Origin of the sequence: Methylorubrum sp. B1-46 (genome assembly GCF_021117295.1) — a bacterium.
Classification (GTDB): domain Bacteria; phylum Pseudomonadota; class Alphaproteobacteria; order Rhizobiales; family Beijerinckiaceae; genus Methylobacterium.
On record NZ_CP088247.1, the window covers coordinates 309,437 to 327,457 of the forward strand.

Sequence of the window (18,021 nt, forward strand, 5' to 3'; positions counted from 1 at the left end):
GACTTCCTGCTCGATGCCCTGGACCAAGCTTGGCACTCGTGAGGACAGTACGCGCTCGCTTTACTCAGCACTCGTCGACCGAAACGGCTTGAAGCGATCGCTGGAGTGGCCCTGTTTTAACATTATCTTGAGCGGCGAGCAATGATAACACAAGGTGAACGCAAAAAGTTCTGCAATAATTTATAAGCAATGTGATTTTGTATTTACTTATGAAATACTCTCCAGGAAACTGATCAGCAATTTATCTTAATGTTTGAGGGGAAAATAATACATAAACAATCGACCAAATATACCGATTTGCAAAGTATTGTAATAATTTGAATCTATTATTCTGTCTCCCCTCTGCGTGTGAAGGAAAAACCCTCACGCGAGAGTTTTTCCCGTCTCGTTAGGTATTTTTTAACTCCAGCCAATCCGCGCGGCTGGTGGAATGCTGTGGCCAGTTCCGAGCCGTCCCCGGTCACAAGGGGCGCTCGACCCTTCACCAGGCCGGCTGCTGCTCGCCGGTGTGCACATTCGGGAGGTGGCCATGGCCGTTAAGCTCAATCTCCAGGATCTGACCTTCATCCTCAAGCAGATCAAGATCGCCGAGGCGCATGCGAGCGGCATCAAGCTGACGGAGCTGCGCGTCGATGCCGCCGGCACGCTTCTCACGGATCGCGCGCTCTACGACGGGGCCGGAAACTGGCTCGGCGCGACCGCGGCGCCGAAGGCGATCCCGGATCCGCACGTGCCGTACGGGCTGCGGACGGTCGACGGCACCTTCAACAACATCGTGCCCGGCCGCGAGACCTGGGGCTCGTCCGGCCAGCCGATGCCGCAACTGTTCGATCCGACCTACCTCAACGACCCGGACGGGGACACGATGCCGCTCGGGCCGGGCGCGCCGGTCATCACGAACAACAACTATGGGACGCCCGGGTCCGTCGCCGATGCCGACCCGCGCATCATCTCGAACCTCGTGGTCGATGCGAGCCTCGACAACCCGGCCGCCATCGCCGCCGCGCTGCGGATCGCCGGTTCGGAGAACGTCATCGCCGATCAGCGCGCGATCACGGCCGCGCACGAGGCCCTGAAGGCCGCCAAGGCGGCGAACCCGGCGGGCGACCACACGACCCTGCAAGCGAACCTCGATACGCTGCTGGAGCAGACCGGCGTCACCGTCACCAACGGCTCCATTGACGTCCTCAACGTCTCGCCGGACGAGGGCCTGTCGAAGCCCTTCAACGCCTGGATGACCTTCTTCGGCCAGTTCTTCGACCATGGCCTCGACCTGATCTCCAAGGGCGGAAACGGCACCGTCTACGTCCCGCTCGCCGCCGACGATCCGCTCGTACTCGGACAGGACGGCGTCGCCGGCACCGCCGACGATCTCGCGCCGCATCTGCGTTTCATGACGCTGACGCGCGCCACGACCGTCGAGGGCTCGCAGCGCAATGTGACGACGCCCTTCGTCGACCAGAACCAGACCTACACGTCGAACGCCTCGCACCAAGTGTTCCTGCGGGAATACGCGCTGGTGGATGGACGGCCGATCGCGACCGGACGGCTGCTCGGCGGCGCGGACGGGGGCCTCGCGACCTGGGCCGACGTCAAGCTTCAGGCGCGGACGAAGCTCGGCATCGAGCTGACCGACGCCGATGTCTCCGCCGTCCCGCAATTGTTGGTGGACGCCTATGGCGAGTTCGTCCGTGGTGCCAACGGCCTGCCGCAGGTGATGGTCGGCATCGGGCCCGGAGGGCAGGCCGTCTATGCCAGCGGCAGTCTGGCCGAGCCGCTCAAGCTCGCAGCGATCCAGCTTCCCGTCGGCACGGTGCTGTTGGGACCCAGCAATACCCAGAACGTCATCGAAGCGGGCGAGACGGTCGCGGCGGCCCGCACCCTCAACGCCTTCCTCGACGACATCGCCCACAACGCGGTGCCTGTTGTCGTCAACGGCGTGCTCCGGCCCGATGCCGACGCGCTTACCGGGAATGCGGTTCCGGTAGGCCAGACCGGGCGGAATCTCGAATACGACAACGAATTGCTAGACCGGCACTTCGTCACCGGCGACGGGCGCGGCAACGAGAACATCGGCCTCACGGCCGTCCACCACATCTTCCATTCCGAGCACAACCGCCAGGTCGATGCTCAGAAGCTGACGATCCTGCAGTCCGGCAATCTCGCCTTCATCAACGATTGGCTGGCGACCGACATCGCGGCTTTGCCGGCCAATTTCGCGCAGATGACGCCGCTGGCCCAGCTCGCCTACGCCAACACGCTGTCCTGGGACGGGGAACGGCTGTTCCAGGCGGCGCGCTTCGCCACCGAGATGCAGTACCAGCACCTTGTCTTCGAAGAATTCGCCCGCAAGATCCAACCGCTGGTCGATCCCTTCGTGTTCAATTCGGTGACCGAGATCGACCCGTCGATCTTCGCTGAGTTCGCCAACACGGTCTACCGCTTCGGTCACTCGATGCTGACCGAGAACATGCCGCGGCTCGGAGCCGACGGGCAGGCGCTCGACGCCGATCTCGGCCTGATCGAGGCCTTCCTCAACCCGGTGGCGTTCGACAACGACGGCGGGATGACCCACGACGAGAGCGCGGCCGCGATCATGCGCGGCATGACGATCGAGCGCGGCAGCGAGATCGACGAGTTCGTCGTCGGCGCCCTGCGCAACAATCTGCTCGGCCTGCCGCTCGATCTCGCCGCGATCAACATCGCCCGCGGCCGCGATACCGGCACGCCGACGCTCAACGAGGCGCGGACCCAGCTCTACGCGGCGACCGGTTCGACCTTCCTCACCCCCTACACGAGCTGGGTGGAGATGGCGGCCAACTTGAAGAACCCGCTCTCGGTGGTGAACTTCATCGCTGCCTACGGCACCCACGCCACCCTTGCCGCCGCGACGACGCTCGACGCCAAGCGCGACGCAGCCATGGCGCTGGTCTTCGGCGGCGCGGGCGCGCCGGCGGACCGCCTCGACTACCTCAATTCGCGCGGCAGCTGGGCCGGACGGGAGACGGGCTTCAACGCCGTCGATCTCTGGATCGGCGGCCTGGCCGAGAAGCAGATGCCGTTCGGCGGCATGCTGGGCTCGACCTTCAACGCCATCTTCGAAGCCCAGATGGAGAACCTGCAGGACGCTGACCGCTTCTACTATCTCACCCGCGTCCAGGGGCAGAACTTCCTCAACGAGCTGGAGCAGAACTCCTTTTCGAAGATCATGCTCGCCAATTCGAGCCTGTCGCTGCCGGGGCCAGACGGCATCCGCGGCACGGCCGACGACATCGTTCCGCGCCATATCGGCGTCGACGCCTTCGCCGATTACGATTTCGAGCTGGAGGTGAACGCCGCCAACCAGCTCGACCAGAACGGCACCGACCCCGGCCGTGACCCGACCGGAAACGATCCCGTGCTGGAGGCGATGGGCCTCGGCAAGGTCGTGCGCGACGACCCCGGCACCGCCGCCGACGAGGGCGCGAGCGGCTTCCATGCCTCGATCAACGCCCTGGTCCGGCGCTACGGCGCGGACGGCACCCCGACCGGCGCGCTCGTGGACGGCAGCGAGGACGGCGTCGGCGCCGCCGGCAGCCCGGTGACCTGGGCCGACCTCAAGGCGAACGCGGCGGGGCTCGGCATCGCCCTGACCCAGGCCGACATGCTGGACGCGCCGATGCTGCGGATCGGCGCCGATGGGCGCCTCGCCTTCGCGCCCGGCTCGTCCGTGCCCCAGGCGGTGGTGGTCGCCAACGGCAGCTTTGAGGGCTTGGCACTGGTGGCCGGCCAGGAGGGGGTGATCCTCGACGGCAACGGCAACTACACCACCACGAGCCCGGCCGGCTGGACCATCGCCGGGGGTATCGGCGGCCTCTACGCGCCGGCCGACACGATCATCGATCCGGCCGGCCGCGACGGCGCCAATGTCGTGTGGCTGCGCGGCGGCGCCACGCTCTCGCAGGAGGAGGGCCCCTCCCTCCAGGCCGGCGTCGGCTACACCTACAGCTTCAAGGTCGGGGACCGCACCGACTTCACTTGGCCGGGCGCCGAGGCGCGCCTGGTGGCGGTCGGCGGGGCGAACCCGGTGACCCTCGGCACGCTGACGCTCACGGAGCCGGCCGACGGGCAGTGGGGCACGTTCACCCTTGGCACGGGCGTCATCCCGGCGGCGCTCGCGGGCCTTCAGCTCCGGCTCGAGATCCGCAACACCGGCAGCGGCGACGCGCAGATCCTCGTGGACGATGTCGAGCTCGTGCGGACGGCGCCGGCCTACCGGTCCGATCTGACCCCGGCGCAGACGCCCGGCTACGATCCGGCCGCCGATCCGTTCGTGCGCGATGGGGCGGGCAACGTCCTGCGCACCGGGCAGTCCATCGCCAGCCCGGCCGCCGACCTCGACGCAACCGTCGTCGATCCGGCCGCGCTCAACCAGCCGTTCTCGACCGGGCACTATCTCCGCTTCACCGGCGGCGAGCACGTGCTGGTGGGCGGCACCGACGGCAACGACACCATCATCACCGATTTCGGCGATGACGGGATTTGGGGCGACGCGGGCGACGACCGCATCGAGGCGGGCGCGGGCGTCGATCTCGTGAACGGCGGCGCGGGCGACGACATCATCACCGATTCCGGCGACACCGGCGACTTCCTCAAGGGCGAGGACGGCAACGACGTCATCGCCAACTCCAACGGCATCGACATCCTGATGGGCGGGCGCGGCAAGGACGCGATCTTCGTCGGCGTCGATGCGACCGAAGTCTTCGCCGGCGAGGGCGACGACTTCGTGATCGGCGGTGACGACGCCGACCTTCTGATGGGTAACGAGGGCGACGACTGGATGGAGGGCGGCGGCGGCTTCGACACCACGGCCGGCGACAACTCGGAGCTGTTCTTCAACTCGGCCATCAAGGGCCACGACGTCATGTTCGCCGGCGGCGACGAGCATGATTTCGACGGCGAGTCCGGCGACGACATCATGGTCCAGGGCGAGAGCGTGATGCGCAACGAGGGCATGTTCGGCTTCGACTGGGCGATCTACAAGGGCAACCAGATCGCGGCCAATGCCGACATGCGGGTCCCGATCTTCACCACCGAAGAAGCCGACATCCTGCGTAACCGCTTCGACAAGACGGAGGGGCTCTCGGGCTGGCGGCTGAACGACACGCTCATCGGCGACGACCGGACGGCGGCCGCCAACGCGGATGCCGAGGAGCCCGCCGGCGCGCCGATCAACGCGACCAACGAGGGCGTGTTCTTCAACGACGGCCTCGACGCGGCCGGCATCGCCCGGATCGCCGGTCTCAACCAGATTGTGTCGCTCGCGCCGGGTCAGCAGTTCTTTGAAGCCGGTAACATCCTGCTCGGCGGTGCGGGCAGCGACACGCTCCAGGGCAACGGCGGCGACGACATCCTCGACGGTGACCGCTGGCTGAACGTGCGCATCAGCATCCGCAATCCCGCGGATGCCAATCAGGAAATCGCGACGGTCGACAGCCTGAAGCACGTCTTCGACGACAGCGCCGCCAATCAGGCGCGCGGCTGGGCCGGGAAGTCGCTGTTCGAGCTGATGATCGACCGGGTCATCAAACCGACCCAATTGAACATCGTCCGCGAGGTCATCACCACCGGCGCCTCGGCGGCGGACGTGGACACCGCCGTGTTCAACGATATCCGGGCCAATTACACGGTCACCCGTGCCGCGGACGGCACGCTGAGGGTCGCCCACACCACGCTCAGCAATCCGGCCGTCGATGACGGCACGGACACGCTGCGCAACATCGAGAAGCTGCGCTTCGCCGACGGCACGGTCGATGTCGGGCTGGTTCTCAACCAGCCCTTCGACAGCCTCACCATCACGCCGTTCGACTTGGACGGCGACGATTCCTCGACACTCGTCGCCAACCTAGTGAACCGCGTCAACGCGAACACCCGCCCCGTGACCCTGCAGTGGCAGGTCCTCGGCGACAACGGGCAGTGGCGCAACGTGACCGGCGCGGACGGTCAGGTCACGAACCAGGGCACGCGCTTCACCCCGACCGGCGCGACGGGCGTCGAGATCCGGGTGGTCGCGAACTGGACCAGCACGATTGCCGGCAGCACCGGCCCGCAGCAGACGGCCTCCGTCCAGACCGCCTTCGTCGGCAATGCGGCGGCCGAGGATATCTTGGGCTCCGCGAGCCCGAACGTCATTCTCGGACGCGACGGTGACGACGACATCGAGGGCGATGTCGGCAACGATGCCATCTACGCCGGCAGCGGCGACGACCGGGTCGATGGCGGCGAAGGCGACGACCTCCTCCTCGGCAATGACGGCGCCGACACCCTGATCGGCCGGACCGGCAACAACACGCTCGACGGCGGCAACGACGACGATCAGCTCTCCGGCGGACACGGCAACGACCGCCTGATCGGCGGTGCCGGCACCGACACCGCAATCTTCTCAGGTCCGATCGCGGCCTACAGCTTTGAACGGAACGCGGCAGGCGAGGTCATCGTCAGCGACAACCTCGGCGCGGAGGGCGACGGCATCGACACCCTCGTCACGATCGAGCAGATCCAGATGGGCAACGACGTCACGCCCTACGCGCTCGGCGCCAACGGCACGGCAGCCATCGACATCGTCGTCGGGACCACCGGCAACAACACGCTCAGCGGCGGGGCGGGCAACGATCTCGTCTTCGCGGGGGCGGGGAACGACAACGTCCTGTGGCGGACGGGCGACGGCCGCGACTTCGTCGATGGCGGCACCGGCACGGACAGCTTCCGGATCATGAACGGGACCGGTCCCGTCCAGCAGCTCACGTTGGCTCAGGCGAGGGCGCAGTTCACGAACCTCTCGTTCCGCGACGACACGCAGACCGTGGTCGTGCGCAACGGGGTCGTCATCGCCGAATTGAAGAACGTCGAGCAGGTCATCGTCAACAGCGTCGCGACCGGTGCTCCCGTGGTCACGGACGCGACGCCGACGAACGGCCTCGTCTCGCCGACGGAGGGCCAGCCGCTCGGCGCACTGGTCGCGGCGATCCAGGACGCCGACGGTCTCGGAACCTTCGCGCTCCGCTGGCAGCAATCGGGCGATAACGGCCAGACCTGGACGGACATCGCCGGGACAGCGGCCGGCACGCTCAACTACACGCCTGGCCAAGCACAGGTCGGGGACCTGCTGAGGCTGCGCGTGAGCTTCACCGACGGCGCGGGCAATCCGGAAGAGCTGTTCTCAAACCCGGCCGGCGACGACATCGCCAACGGCGCCGACACCGCCCTCTTCGGAATCCAGCCGAACGACACGATGAACGGCGGCGGCGGCAACGACATCCTGAACGGTCGCGGCGGCAACGATACCTTCATTCAGGTCAGCACCGACGGACGCGACCGCGTCGATGGCGGCACCGGCACCGATACGTATCAGTTGAACGGCGTCGCGGGGTCCGAACTCTTCCGCATCTACAGCCGGTCGGCCTGGCTGCAGGTCGCCGGCAACACGGATGCGCAGCTCGCCGCCGGCACCGAGATTGTGATCACCCGCAACGGCACGGGGGCCGCCGCGATCGTCGCCGAACTCGACAATATCGAGGAGATCCGCGTCAACGCGCTCCAAGTGACGTCGCCCGGCGGCCAGAACGGCGGTGCCAATGGCGGCGACACGATCCAGGTGATCGGCAGCTTCACCGGCACCAGCCTGAACTTCAACACCATCACCATCGACGGCTCAGCGGGTGACGACACCGTGGACATGGCCGCCCTCGCCTCGGCCCACCGCATCGTTTTCCGCTCCAACGGCGGGCACGACACCATCGTCGGCACGCTGCGGCCGCAGGACGTGATCGAGTTGCCGGCCGGCTCGAACCGGGCCGACTACGTCACGACCGCAGGCGCGAACGGCATGACGACCCTTACCAACGGGTCGCACACCATCACCTTCTCGGCCGCGGGCGGCATGCCGCGGATCGCGGTCGAGGCAGGCTCCGACGAAGGGGACGGCGAGGGCGTCACCGGTGCCTTCGCCTACACGCAGGCCGACATCGACGGGCTCGAGGCGCTGGTGCGCGGCCAGCGCCCGGCCAATGCGGGCGACGACGACGTGCCGACGGGCTACCGCGAACTCAGCGGGCACGGCAACAACCTGGACCACGCGACCTGGGGCAGCGCCGACCAGGCCTTCATCCGCCTGACGGAAGCCCGCTACGGCGCGCCCGACGCCAACGGAAACCGGGCCATCAACCCGATCTTCAACGGCCTCGACGCGCGCACCATCAGCAACATCCTCGGCACGCAGGAGGCCGGCCTGCCCAAGGCCGGCAACGACGCCAACATCTTCTTCATGGCGATGGGCCAGTACATCGACCACGGATTGGACTTCCTGCCCAAGGGCGGCAACGGCTCGATCGTGATCGGCGCGCCCGGCGGCGGGGCGCCGGGCTCCAACAACCCGGCCGACCTCACCCGCGGCACCGTCATGGCCGTCGACGCCAACGGTATCCCGCAGCACAAGAATCAGACGTCACCCTATATCGATCAGAACCAGGCCTACGGCTCAAACGCGATGGTCGGCCAGTTCCTGCGGGAAAGCGACGGGGCGCAGGGCGTCGGCATGCGGCTCCTGGCGGGGGCACCGGACCCGTCCAACCCCGATTTCAACCTGCTGCCGACGCTGCGCGAGCTGGTCAACCACCACTGGCAGGCCGACACGATCTTCGAGGGACCGAACGGACCGATCAGCTTCCGAACCTACTACACCAACTTCGCCCTGTCCGAGGGAGTGACGGGCACCCTGTTCAATACGGAGACCGGCGCCTTCGACCCACAGGTGCTCACCAAGCTGGTCGGCGACTTCATGGGCTCGGGCCATCCGCTGCTGCTCGACACCAACCCCTTCATCAGCGTCCTCGACCACTTCGTGGCCGGCGACGGGCGGGCCAACGAGAACTTCGCTCTCACCTCGATCCACACGATCTGGGCGCGCAACCACAACTACCACGTCGAGAAGCTGCTCGAATCCGGCTTCCAGGGCACGCCCGAGCAGGTGTTCCAGGCTGCCAAGATGGTGAACGAGGCCGAGTATCAGCGCGTCGTCTTCGACGAGTACCTGGAGACGCTGATCGGCGGCCTGCGCTCCGACGGCACGCACGGCTTCGAGGCTTACGACCCGAGCGTGGATGTCTCGATCAGCCACGAATTCGCGGCGGCGGTGTTCCGCTTCGGCCACTCGCTGATCGGGCAGACGCTCAACGTCAAGGGAGCGGACGGTCAGACCATCCCGGTCAGCCTATTCGACGCCTTCCTCAACCCGAGCAACGATCCCTCGGTGTTCACCGCGCCCCTGCCTCCCGGCTACGTGCCGCAGCCCGGCTACGCCCAGTACGGCGTCGGCGGCATCATCGGCGGCACGATCGAGCAGGCGGCCGAGGATGTGGACTTCAACATCGTCGACGCGGTCCGCAACGACCTCGTGCGCATCCGGGCCGACCTGTTCGCCTTCAACGTGGCCCGCGGCTGGGATGTAGGCCTCGGCACCCTCAACCAGGTCCGGGCCGACTTGGCCGCCTCCACCAACCCCTACATCCGGGACGCCGTGGGTTTTGCCGGCGGCGACCTCTCGCCCTACGCCTCCTGGGAGGACTTCCAGGCGCGCAACGGCCTCAGCGATGCGGTGATTGCGCAGTTCCGGCAGGCCTATCCGGACCTCGTCCTCGCCGCCGCCGACATCGCGGCCTTCCGGGCGATCAACGGCGACATCGCGATCGCGATGCAGGCCGATGGGACCGGCGTCGTGAAGGGGATCGACAGGCTCGATCTCTGGGTCGGCGGTCTCGCCGAGAAGCACATCAACAACGGCGTCGTCGGCCAGACCTTCTGGGTCGTGCTGCACGAGCAGTTCGACCGGCTGCAGGACGGCGACCGCTTCTACTACCTCGAGCGCTTCGACAACTTCGACTTCTACGAGAACTTCATCGACGGCCAGGGCTTCTCGGACATCGTTGCCCGCAACACCGGCCTGACCGTCCTGCCGGAGCACATCTTCGAGGTGTCCGACGAGGACGGGCCGGGGACGGAGCCCGGCGACGACGATGACGACGACGGCACCACCGATCCCGTGGGCGGCGGCGACGAAGATGACGAGGACGACGGCCCGACCGATCCGGTCGGCGGTGGCGACGATGATGATGACGACGATGATGGCGTGACGGACCCTGTCGGTGGCGGGGACGATGACGGGGAAGGAGACGACGACGGGACGACCGACCCTGTCGGCGGCGATGGCGAGGACGACGGCGAGGACGGACCTGGCACCGATCCCGGCACCAATCCGCCCGTGAATCATGCCCCCGGCGTGATCGCCGGGGGGCCGAACGGGGACGTCCTCAATGGCACTGCCGGGGCGGACACCATCCTCGGCCTGGACGGCGACGACAACATCCTCGCCGGCGGCGGCGCCGACGTGGTGAGAGCCGGAGCGGGCAACGACTTCGTCGATGCCGGCGAGGGCCGGGACGTGGTGTTCGCCGGGGCCGGCGATGACGATGTCCTGGCCGGTGGCGGCGCCGACATGGTCTACGGCGACGGCGGCAACGACCGCATCCTCGCCGGGGCCGGCAACGACCTCGTGACCGGCGGCGCCGGCCGGGACACGATCATCGGCGGCGAAGGCGACGACCTGTTCGTGGCCGAGGTGGGCGACGGCGACGACACCTACTGGGGCGACGAGATGGGGGGCGGCGTGGGGAGCGACACGCTCGACATGTCGGCCATCACCGCCAACATCGCGGTCAATCTCGGGACGGGTCTGGCCGGGCGTGGCAGTGCGTCGAGCACCCAATCGGGCCGTGACGTGCTCTGGAGCGTCGAGAACGTGGTCACCGGTTCCGGCAACGACGACATCACGGCGAGCGACGCCGTGAACGTGATGGATGGCGGCGAGGGCAGCGACACCTATCGCTTCGGCTCGGCGGCGGCAGCGGACGGCGACACCATCGAGAGCTTCCGGCCGGGCGACAAGATCGACCTCAGCGCGATCGATGCGGATGCCGGGACGGCCGGGAACCAAGCCTTCACGCTCGCCACCGGCGCGGCTTTCACGGGTGTCGGACAGCTCCTCGTGACGCAGGAGACGCGGGACGACGGGGATTACGTCGTCGTCCAGGGGAACACCGGCGGCGATGCCACCCCGGAGTTCAAGCTGTCCATCAAGAGCAACACGGCCCCCACGGCCGCGGACTTCGCGCTCTGATCCCGGCCGGGCCCCGGCCAGGGGCCCGGCCCACCTGCCTGACGAGGGGGAGAGCCTGCCATGCGTTCCAGAGATCAGAAGAAGCTCGCTCAGCAACGGTGCGCCGAGCAGCTCACCCGGAGCATCCGGGGACCCTTCGTCTTCCTGTTCGGAATGTCCGGGATCATCAACATCCTGGCGCTGACCGGCTCCTTCTACATGCTGCAGGTCTACGACCGCGCCCTGCCGAGCGGGAGCCTGCCGACGCTCGTCGGGCTGTCGATCCTCGCCATCGGCCTCTACCTGGCGCAGGGCCTGTTCGACGTTCTCCGCTCGCAGATCCTGGTTCGCCTCGGGGCGCAGTTCGACCGCCGGGTCGCCCCGCTGGCGCAGCGGGTCGGGATCGACATGCCGCGCTTCGGCTTCTCGACCGCGGAGGCGATGGAGCGTGGCCGCGATGTCGATACCGTCCGCGGCTTCCTCGGCAGCCCCGGCCTCGTCGCCCTGTTCGACCTGCCGTGGGTGCCGGTCTTCCTCATCTTCGTCTACATGCTGCACCCCTATCTCGGCGCGCTCACCGTCGCGGGGGCGGTCGTCCTCGCCCTGCTGACGATCCTCGCCGAGCTCCTGACCCGGCGCTGGACCGGCGCCACGCAGCAGGCCGTGGTGGCCCGCAACGCGATCGCGGATTCGAACGCACGCAGCGCCGAGGTGCTCAAGGCGATGGGCTTCGCCGACCGCGCGGTGGACCGCTACCGCCGCGCCAACGACGAGCACCTCGACCTCCAGACCCGCACCACCGACATCAGCGGTACCTTCGGTGCGATCGCGCGCGTGCTGCGCATGATCCTGCAATCGGCGGTGCTCGGGCTCGGCGCCTACCTCGTCATCGGCGGCGAACTCTCCGCCGGAGCCATCATTGCCGCCTCGATCACCTCCGCCCGCGCCATGGCGCCGATCGATCAGGCGATCGGCAACTGGAAGGTGATCCTGGCCGCACGGACTGCCTTCCGGCGCCTGAAGGAGACCGTGATTGCCCTGGCCGCGGCCGAGCCGCCGATGCCGCTGCCGCCGGCGCGCCACTCGCTCAGGGTCGGCCACATCACGGTCGCCGCCCCCGGCACCGGGCGCGTCCTCCTTTCGGATGTCGGGTTCGAGCTCAAGGCCGGGCAGGCGCTCGGCGTCATCGGGCCGAGCGGCGGCGGCAAAACCACCCTCGGCCGGGCGCTGACCGGGATCTGGCCGCTGCTGCGCGGGAGCGTGCGGCTCGACGAGGCCGACCTGCCGCAATGGGACGAGGCGAGCCTGGGCGCGATGATCGGCTACCTGCCCCAGGAAGTCTGCCTCATGGACGCGACGGTCGAGGAGAACATCGCGCGCTTGTCCGAGGACAGCGATCCGGCACTGGTCGTGGCGGCCGCGCAGGCAGCGGGCGTGCACGAGATGATCCTGCGCATGCCCGACGGGTACAAGACCGAACTCGGACCGCTCGGGACGGCGCTCTCGGGCGGGCAGCGGCAGCGGATCGCGCTGGCTCGCGCGCTGTATGGCAACCCGTTTCTCGTCGTCCTCGACGAGCCGAACGCCAATCTCGATGCTGAGGGCGAGACGGCGCTCGCCGCGGCGATCCTCGGCGTGCGGGCCCGCGGCGGCGTCGCGATCGTGATCGCTCACCGGCCTAGCGTGCTGGCGGCGGTGGACCTCGTCGCGGTGATCCAGGACGGCAAGCTCACCGCCTTCGGGCCGAAGGAGGCGATCCTCGGCAAGGCTGCCCGCGATAGTGCGGCCAGGCTCGACACCGCCCAGGACAACAGGGAGCGCTCCGTGCCGGAGCGGGTGCCCGCATGACCATCGAGATTAAGGGCACGAAGCCCGGCCGGGACGCGGCCGAAGGGGCCGAGCGCTACGTCTCGCGCAGCGCCGACCGGCGCTCGGGCGCCCCCTACTACGCGGCCGTCGCGGTCGCGGCCGTGGCGGCCTACCTCAAATCCCTGTTCCTGCCCCGCGCGACCCTGGCGGAAGAGGTGGAGCCGGAGGCCGTGGCCGCCCGCGCCGACGCCCTGCGCCTCGTCCATTCCGAGGAGATCGCCGCGCCGGTCTCGGGAAAAGCCGCCGAGGCACCGAGGCCGCTGGCCGAGCCGCCCTCTCCGGTTCTGCAATCCGGCATGTCCCTGTTCGACGACGGGCACGAACTGTTCTCGCGCGGACTCCGTTTCGCCAGGCCCGACCCGCGTCCGGACCTCAGCGACTTTAAGGCATCGCCGATCATCCCCCAGCCGATCAATGACAATGGCGGTTCCCTCGCCGCCGGATCGGGCGGGCGCGGTGGCGGGCAGACGAGCGGCAGCGGCCGACCGCAGGACGCAAGCCGCCCGGAGCCGCAGGAGCCCGGCGACGGGACGAAGGCGCCCCCCGGGCCGCACGGAGAGGACAAGGGCGACAAGACGGATCAAAGGACTGACGGGCAAGGTGGATCAAACCCGCAAGGGCCTGCCCCACCGGAAGGCGGGGTCCGGGTGCCCCCCGGTTCGACACCGGGCGGCGATCTACCCTCCCCTGATCCGGCGACGCCGCCGCGTGGCCGGGATGACGGGGTGACCGCTCAACGCAACCGCGCGCCCGTCGTGAACGGCCCGGTCCAGCTCGGTGATGTCGCGGGCTGCGCGCTCCTGACCATCGCCCTGAGCGATCTCCTGCGCGGCGCCAGCGACCCGGACGGAGACGCGCTCACTGTCCGCGACATCCGGGTCTCCTCCGGTACCGTGACGGCGGATGGGTCGGGCTGGGTGTTCGACGCCGACGCGCCCGGACCGGTCACGATCACCTACGCGGTGACGGACGGCGAGTTCTCGGTCGCCCGCACGGCCCATCTGACCGTCCTCGAACGGGCCCTGATCGGCGGCACCGACGGCGACGACCTCATCCTCGGCTCGCCCTGCGCGGACGACATCGCGGCCGGCGAAGGCGACGACAACGTCGATGCCCGGGGCGGCGACGACCTCGTCGAGGCCGGCAGCGGCAGCGACCACGTGATTGCGGGGGGCGGGGCCGACACGGTCTTGGCCGGCGCGGGCGACGACGTCGTGTTCGCAGGTACCGGCGCGGATATCGTCTGGGGCGGCGCGGGTCACGACCGCCTGTTCGGTGAGGCGGGCGACGACCTCCTGTTCGGTGAGGCGGGGAACGACCTGCTCGACGGCGGCGAGGGACGCGACATCCTGGATGGGGGCGACGGCGACGATCTCGTCCTCGGCGGCGCGGGCGACGACCGCCTCTACGGTGCCGCGGGCGACGACGATATGTCCGGCGGCACCGGCGCGGACGTGCTCGTCGGCGATGCGGGCAACGACCGACTGCAGGGCGGCGACGGGGCGGACGTGATCTCGGACGGTGCCGGGTGGGACGTCGTCCTGGGCGGAGAGGGCGACGACCTTATCGTCCTCGTCCTCGACGGTCAGGAGGACGCTCTCGAAGGCGGTTCGGGGCGGGACACGCTCGATCTCTCGGACGCCACGGTCGATCTCGTGGTCGACCTGATCAGCGAGACCGTCTCCGCTGGGGAACTCGGCCTCGACCGGATCGCCTCGGTCGAAGCGATCATCGCCGGATCGGGGGACGACCGCTTCGTGGTCGGCGACCGGGATCTCGTGCTCACCGGCGGTTCCGGGCGCGACGTGTTCGCGTTCGCCGCGCCTATCGAGCCTCGAGACGACACCCAGGTCGTGCAGATCACGGATTTCTCGGTCGGGGATTACATCGACCTCGTCCGCTACGCCCTGTTCACGGACACCACGGCCGGTCGCCCGCTCGCCGATGCGCTGCAGGGCAGGAGCGATGCGCCGACCGGAATCCTGTGCCGGTTCGATCGTTTCGAAGGCCGGGACTGCACGCTCGTCTCGGCCGACCTCGACCACGACGACACCTGTGTAGGGCGGTGACAAAACCATCCACTGGAGCGTCGGCTTTGTGCTGATGCGGGCGGTGTAAAAGCCGGCCAGTGGAGAGGCTTCTCTTTCGAGAGGAGCCGAGGATGTTCGTCGTGGAAGTCTACGCAGCCGTTCGGCAGTTCGTGTTCATCGAGGGCCAGTCCCGGCGTGAGGCGGCTCGGGTCTTCGGGTTGAGCCGAGAGACGATCGCCAAGATGTGTCGGTTCTCGTTGCCGCCGGGCTACACACGCTCGAAGCCGGTCGAGAAGCCGAAGCTCGGGCCTCTTCTGCCAGTGATCGCGGCGATCCTTGAGGCGGACCGGACTGCACCGCTCAAGCAACGCCATACGGCCAAGCGGATCTTCGAGCGCCTACGCGACGAGCACGGCTATGCCGGTGGCTATACCGTGGTGAAGGACCACGTACGGATCTGCCGAGCACGGGGGCAGGAGACTTTCGTGCCGCTCGCCCACCCGCCCGGCCATGCCCAGGTCGATTTTGGCGAGGCGGTCGCCACCATCGCTGGCGTGCGCCGCAAGATCCATTTCTTCTGCATGGATCTGCCGCACTCCGACGCCTGCTTCGTGAAGGCGTATCCGCGGGAGACCACCGAAGCTTTTCTCGACGGGCATGTCGCCGCCTTCGCCTTCTTCGGCGGCGTGCCTCTGTCGATCCTGTACGACAACACCAAAATCGCAGTGGCCAAGATCTGCGGCGACGGACAGCGTGAGCGTACGCGCGCCTTCACCGAGTTGGTGAGCCACTGCCTGTTCCGGGATCGCTTCGGCCGTCCGGGCAGGGGCAACGACAAGGGCAAGGTCGAGGGGCTGGTCAAGTTCGCCCGGTCCCACTTCATGACCCCGGCTCCGGAGGCGGCCTCGTTCGAGGCGCTGAACGCTGACCTGGAGCGCCGCTGCCGAGCTCGGCAGAACGAGTGCGCCGGGCGGCATCCCGAGAGCATCGGAACGCGGCTCATGGCCGATCGAGTGGTTCTGCGAGCCCTGCCGGCGGTGCCGCTGGAGCCGTGCGAGAAGAGGGCCGGGCGCGTCTCGTCGACCGCGCTGGTGCGCTATCGCGGCAACGACTACTCGGTGCCGACCACCTACGGCTTCCGGGACGTGCTGGTGAAGGGCTTCGTCGAGGAAGTCGTGATCCTGTGTGCGGGGGTCGAGATCGCCCGGCACCCGCGCAGCTACGGCAGCGGCGTTTTCGTCGCCGAACCTCTGCACTACCTCGCGCTGATCGAGACCAAGCCGAACGCCCTCGACCAAGCCGCGGCACTCCAGGGCTGGGATCTGCCCGAGGCGTTCCAGCACCTGCGCCACCTTCTGGAGGCGCGCATGGGCAACCGCGGCAAGCGCGAGTTCATCCAGGTGCTGCGCCTGATGGAGGCGATGCCGAAGGACCTCGTGGCCTGGGCCGTCACCGAGGCGATCCGGCTCGGGGCGATTGGCTTCGATGCGGTCAAGTTGATCGCGCTGGCCCGTCTCGAACGGCGGCCGCCTCGGCTCGACTTGTCGGCCTACCCGCATCTGCCCCGGCCTGCGGTGCGCGCGACGATGGCCGCCGACTACACGGTGCTGGTGCCGGAGGTGGCGGCATGAGCGTGAGCGGCGATGAGACGACACCGGGCGTCCTGCTCGCCCATCACCTCAAGCAGTTGAAGTTGCCGACGGTCCTGCGCGAGTACGACAAGGTCGCCCGGGACTGCGCCCGGAGCGGCCTCGACCACCCCCGCTATCTGCTGCGGCTGGTTGAGCTGGAACTGATCGACCGCGAACGGCGCATGGTCGAGCGCCGGATCCGGGCGGCACGCTTCCCGGCGGTGAAGAGCCTCGACACCTTCGACTTCGCCGCCATCCCGAGCCTGAACAAGATGCTCGTGCTGGAGCTGGCGCGCTGCGGCTACGTCCTCGGTCGGGAGAACGTCATCGCGCTCGGCAACTCCGGCACCGGCAAGACGCACATCGCCCTGGCTCTCGGACTGGCAGCCTGCCAGAAGGGCTTCTCGGTCACGTTCACCACGGCGGCCTCGCTGGTCAACCAGCTCATGGAGGCGCGTGACGAGCGCCGCCTGCTCCGGCTTCAGAGGGAGCTGGCCGCGGTGAAGTTGCTGATTGTCGATGAACTCGGCTACGTGCCGCTGTCGCCGACGGGGGCCGAGCTTTTGTTCGAGGTCCTGTCCCAGCGCTACGAGCGCGGCTCGACGGTGGTGACCTCGAACCTTCCGTTCGAGGACTGGACCTCGGTCCTGGGCTCGGAGCGGCTGACCGGTGCGCTGCTGGATCGGCTGACCCATCACGTCAGCATCCTGAGCCTGAACGGAGACAGCTACCGCCTCAGATCCTCCCGCAGCCGGCGGGGCCGCACAGACAGGGCGGAGCAAAACCAGGCCACCCTTGATGACCCTGATCCCGCGACGGGCGAGATCCGGCCAGCCTGACCTCACGATCCGCGACAAACGATGAAGAGGCCCGATCGGGCCCCTTCATCGTTCAGGCTGTCCGCAGTCCGTGGCCTGGTTTTACTCCGCCACGGCGGCCTAAAATTGGTCCGCCCTTTACACGCCAAGACCTGGCGCGAACCTGGGCAGGTGCCCTGGCGCTACTCCAAGGCCGGGGTGATCACCACCGATCTCGTCGCCCTGGCCGACAGCCCGCGGGCGCTGATCGGGCGGCTCGACCGAGAGCGGTCGGGTCCGCTGATGGCGGCGCTCGATGCCTGCAACGCGCGCTGGGGTCGCGGTGCCGTCGTCCCGGCACGGGCTGGGCTCACGACGAAGCGGGATTGGAACACGAAGTTCGAGATGCGCACGCCCTGTTACACCACGCGAGTTGCGGACCTACCGCTTGCCCTAGCTTAGCGGTAGGAGTCCTGGAAAGGACAACCTCAGGTGCCGGGCAGACG

General features: G+C 68.2%; 5 protein-coding genes and 1 pseudogene. All 6 read left to right on the forward strand.

What is annotated here, in order from left to right; genetic code table 11:
- Positions 1–529: 529 nt before the first annotated feature.
- The gene (locus tag LPC10_RS01525) at positions 530–11,209 is read left to right on the forward strand and encodes a peroxidase family protein (protein WP_231345137.1); all 10,680 of its coding nucleotides are present in this window, start codon (positions 530–532) and stop codon (positions 11,207–11,209) included.
- Positions 11,210–11,269: 60 nt separating this feature from the next.
- The gene (locus LPC10_RS01530; RefSeq protein WP_231345138.1) at positions 11,270–13,036 is read left to right on the forward strand and encodes a type I secretion system permease/ATPase; all 1,767 of its coding nucleotides are present in this window, start codon (positions 11,270–11,272) and stop codon (positions 13,034–13,036) included.
- Positions 13,033–15,126, forward strand: coding sequence for a calcium-binding protein (locus LPC10_RS01535; protein ID WP_231345139.1), 2,094 nt, complete (start codon positions 13,033–13,035; stop codon positions 15,124–15,126). Before LPC10_RS01530 ends, LPC10_RS01535 begins: the two co-directional genes overlap by 4 nt.
- Before the next feature lie 92 nt (positions 15,127–15,218).
- Positions 15,219–16,718 carry an IS21-like element ISMdi7 family transposase gene (gene istA, locus LPC10_RS01540; RefSeq protein WP_012778770.1) on the forward strand — a complete coding sequence of 500 codons (1,500 nt, stop codon included), beginning with the start codon at positions 15,219–15,221 and terminating at the stop codon, positions 16,716–16,718.
- Entirely contained in the window at positions 16,715–17,557 is an 843-nt protein-coding gene (gene istB / locus LPC10_RS01545; RefSeq protein ID WP_003596510.1) for an IS21-like element ISMdi7 family helper ATPase IstB, read from the forward strand. The genes istA and istB overlap by 4 nt, the downstream gene beginning before the upstream one ends.
- 120 nt (positions 17,558–17,677) lie before the next feature.
- A pseudogene (locus LPC10_RS01550) lies at positions 17,678–17,977 on the forward strand (DUF4113 domain-containing protein); the annotation flags it as partial.
- Between the last annotated feature and the right edge of the window lie 44 nt (positions 17,978–18,021).

Coding starts and splice junctions, on each gene's coding strand:
- LPC10_RS01530 (WP_231345138.1), top strand. CDS start 11,270: ATGCGTTCCAGAGATCAGAAGAAGCTCGCTCAGCAACGGTGCGCCGAG.
- LPC10_RS01525 (WP_231345137.1), top strand. CDS start 530: ATGGCCGTTAAGCTCAATCTCCAGGATCTGACCTTCATCCTCAAGCAG.
- istA (WP_012778770.1), top strand. CDS start 15,219: ATGTTCGTCGTGGAAGTCTACGCAGCCGTTCGGCAGTTCGTGTTCATC.
- istB (WP_003596510.1), top strand. CDS start 16,715: ATGAGCGTGAGCGGCGATGAGACGACACCGGGCGTCCTGCTCGCCCAT.
- LPC10_RS01535 (WP_231345139.1), top strand. CDS start 13,033: ATGACCATCGAGATTAAGGGCACGAAGCCCGGCCGGGACGCGGCCGAA.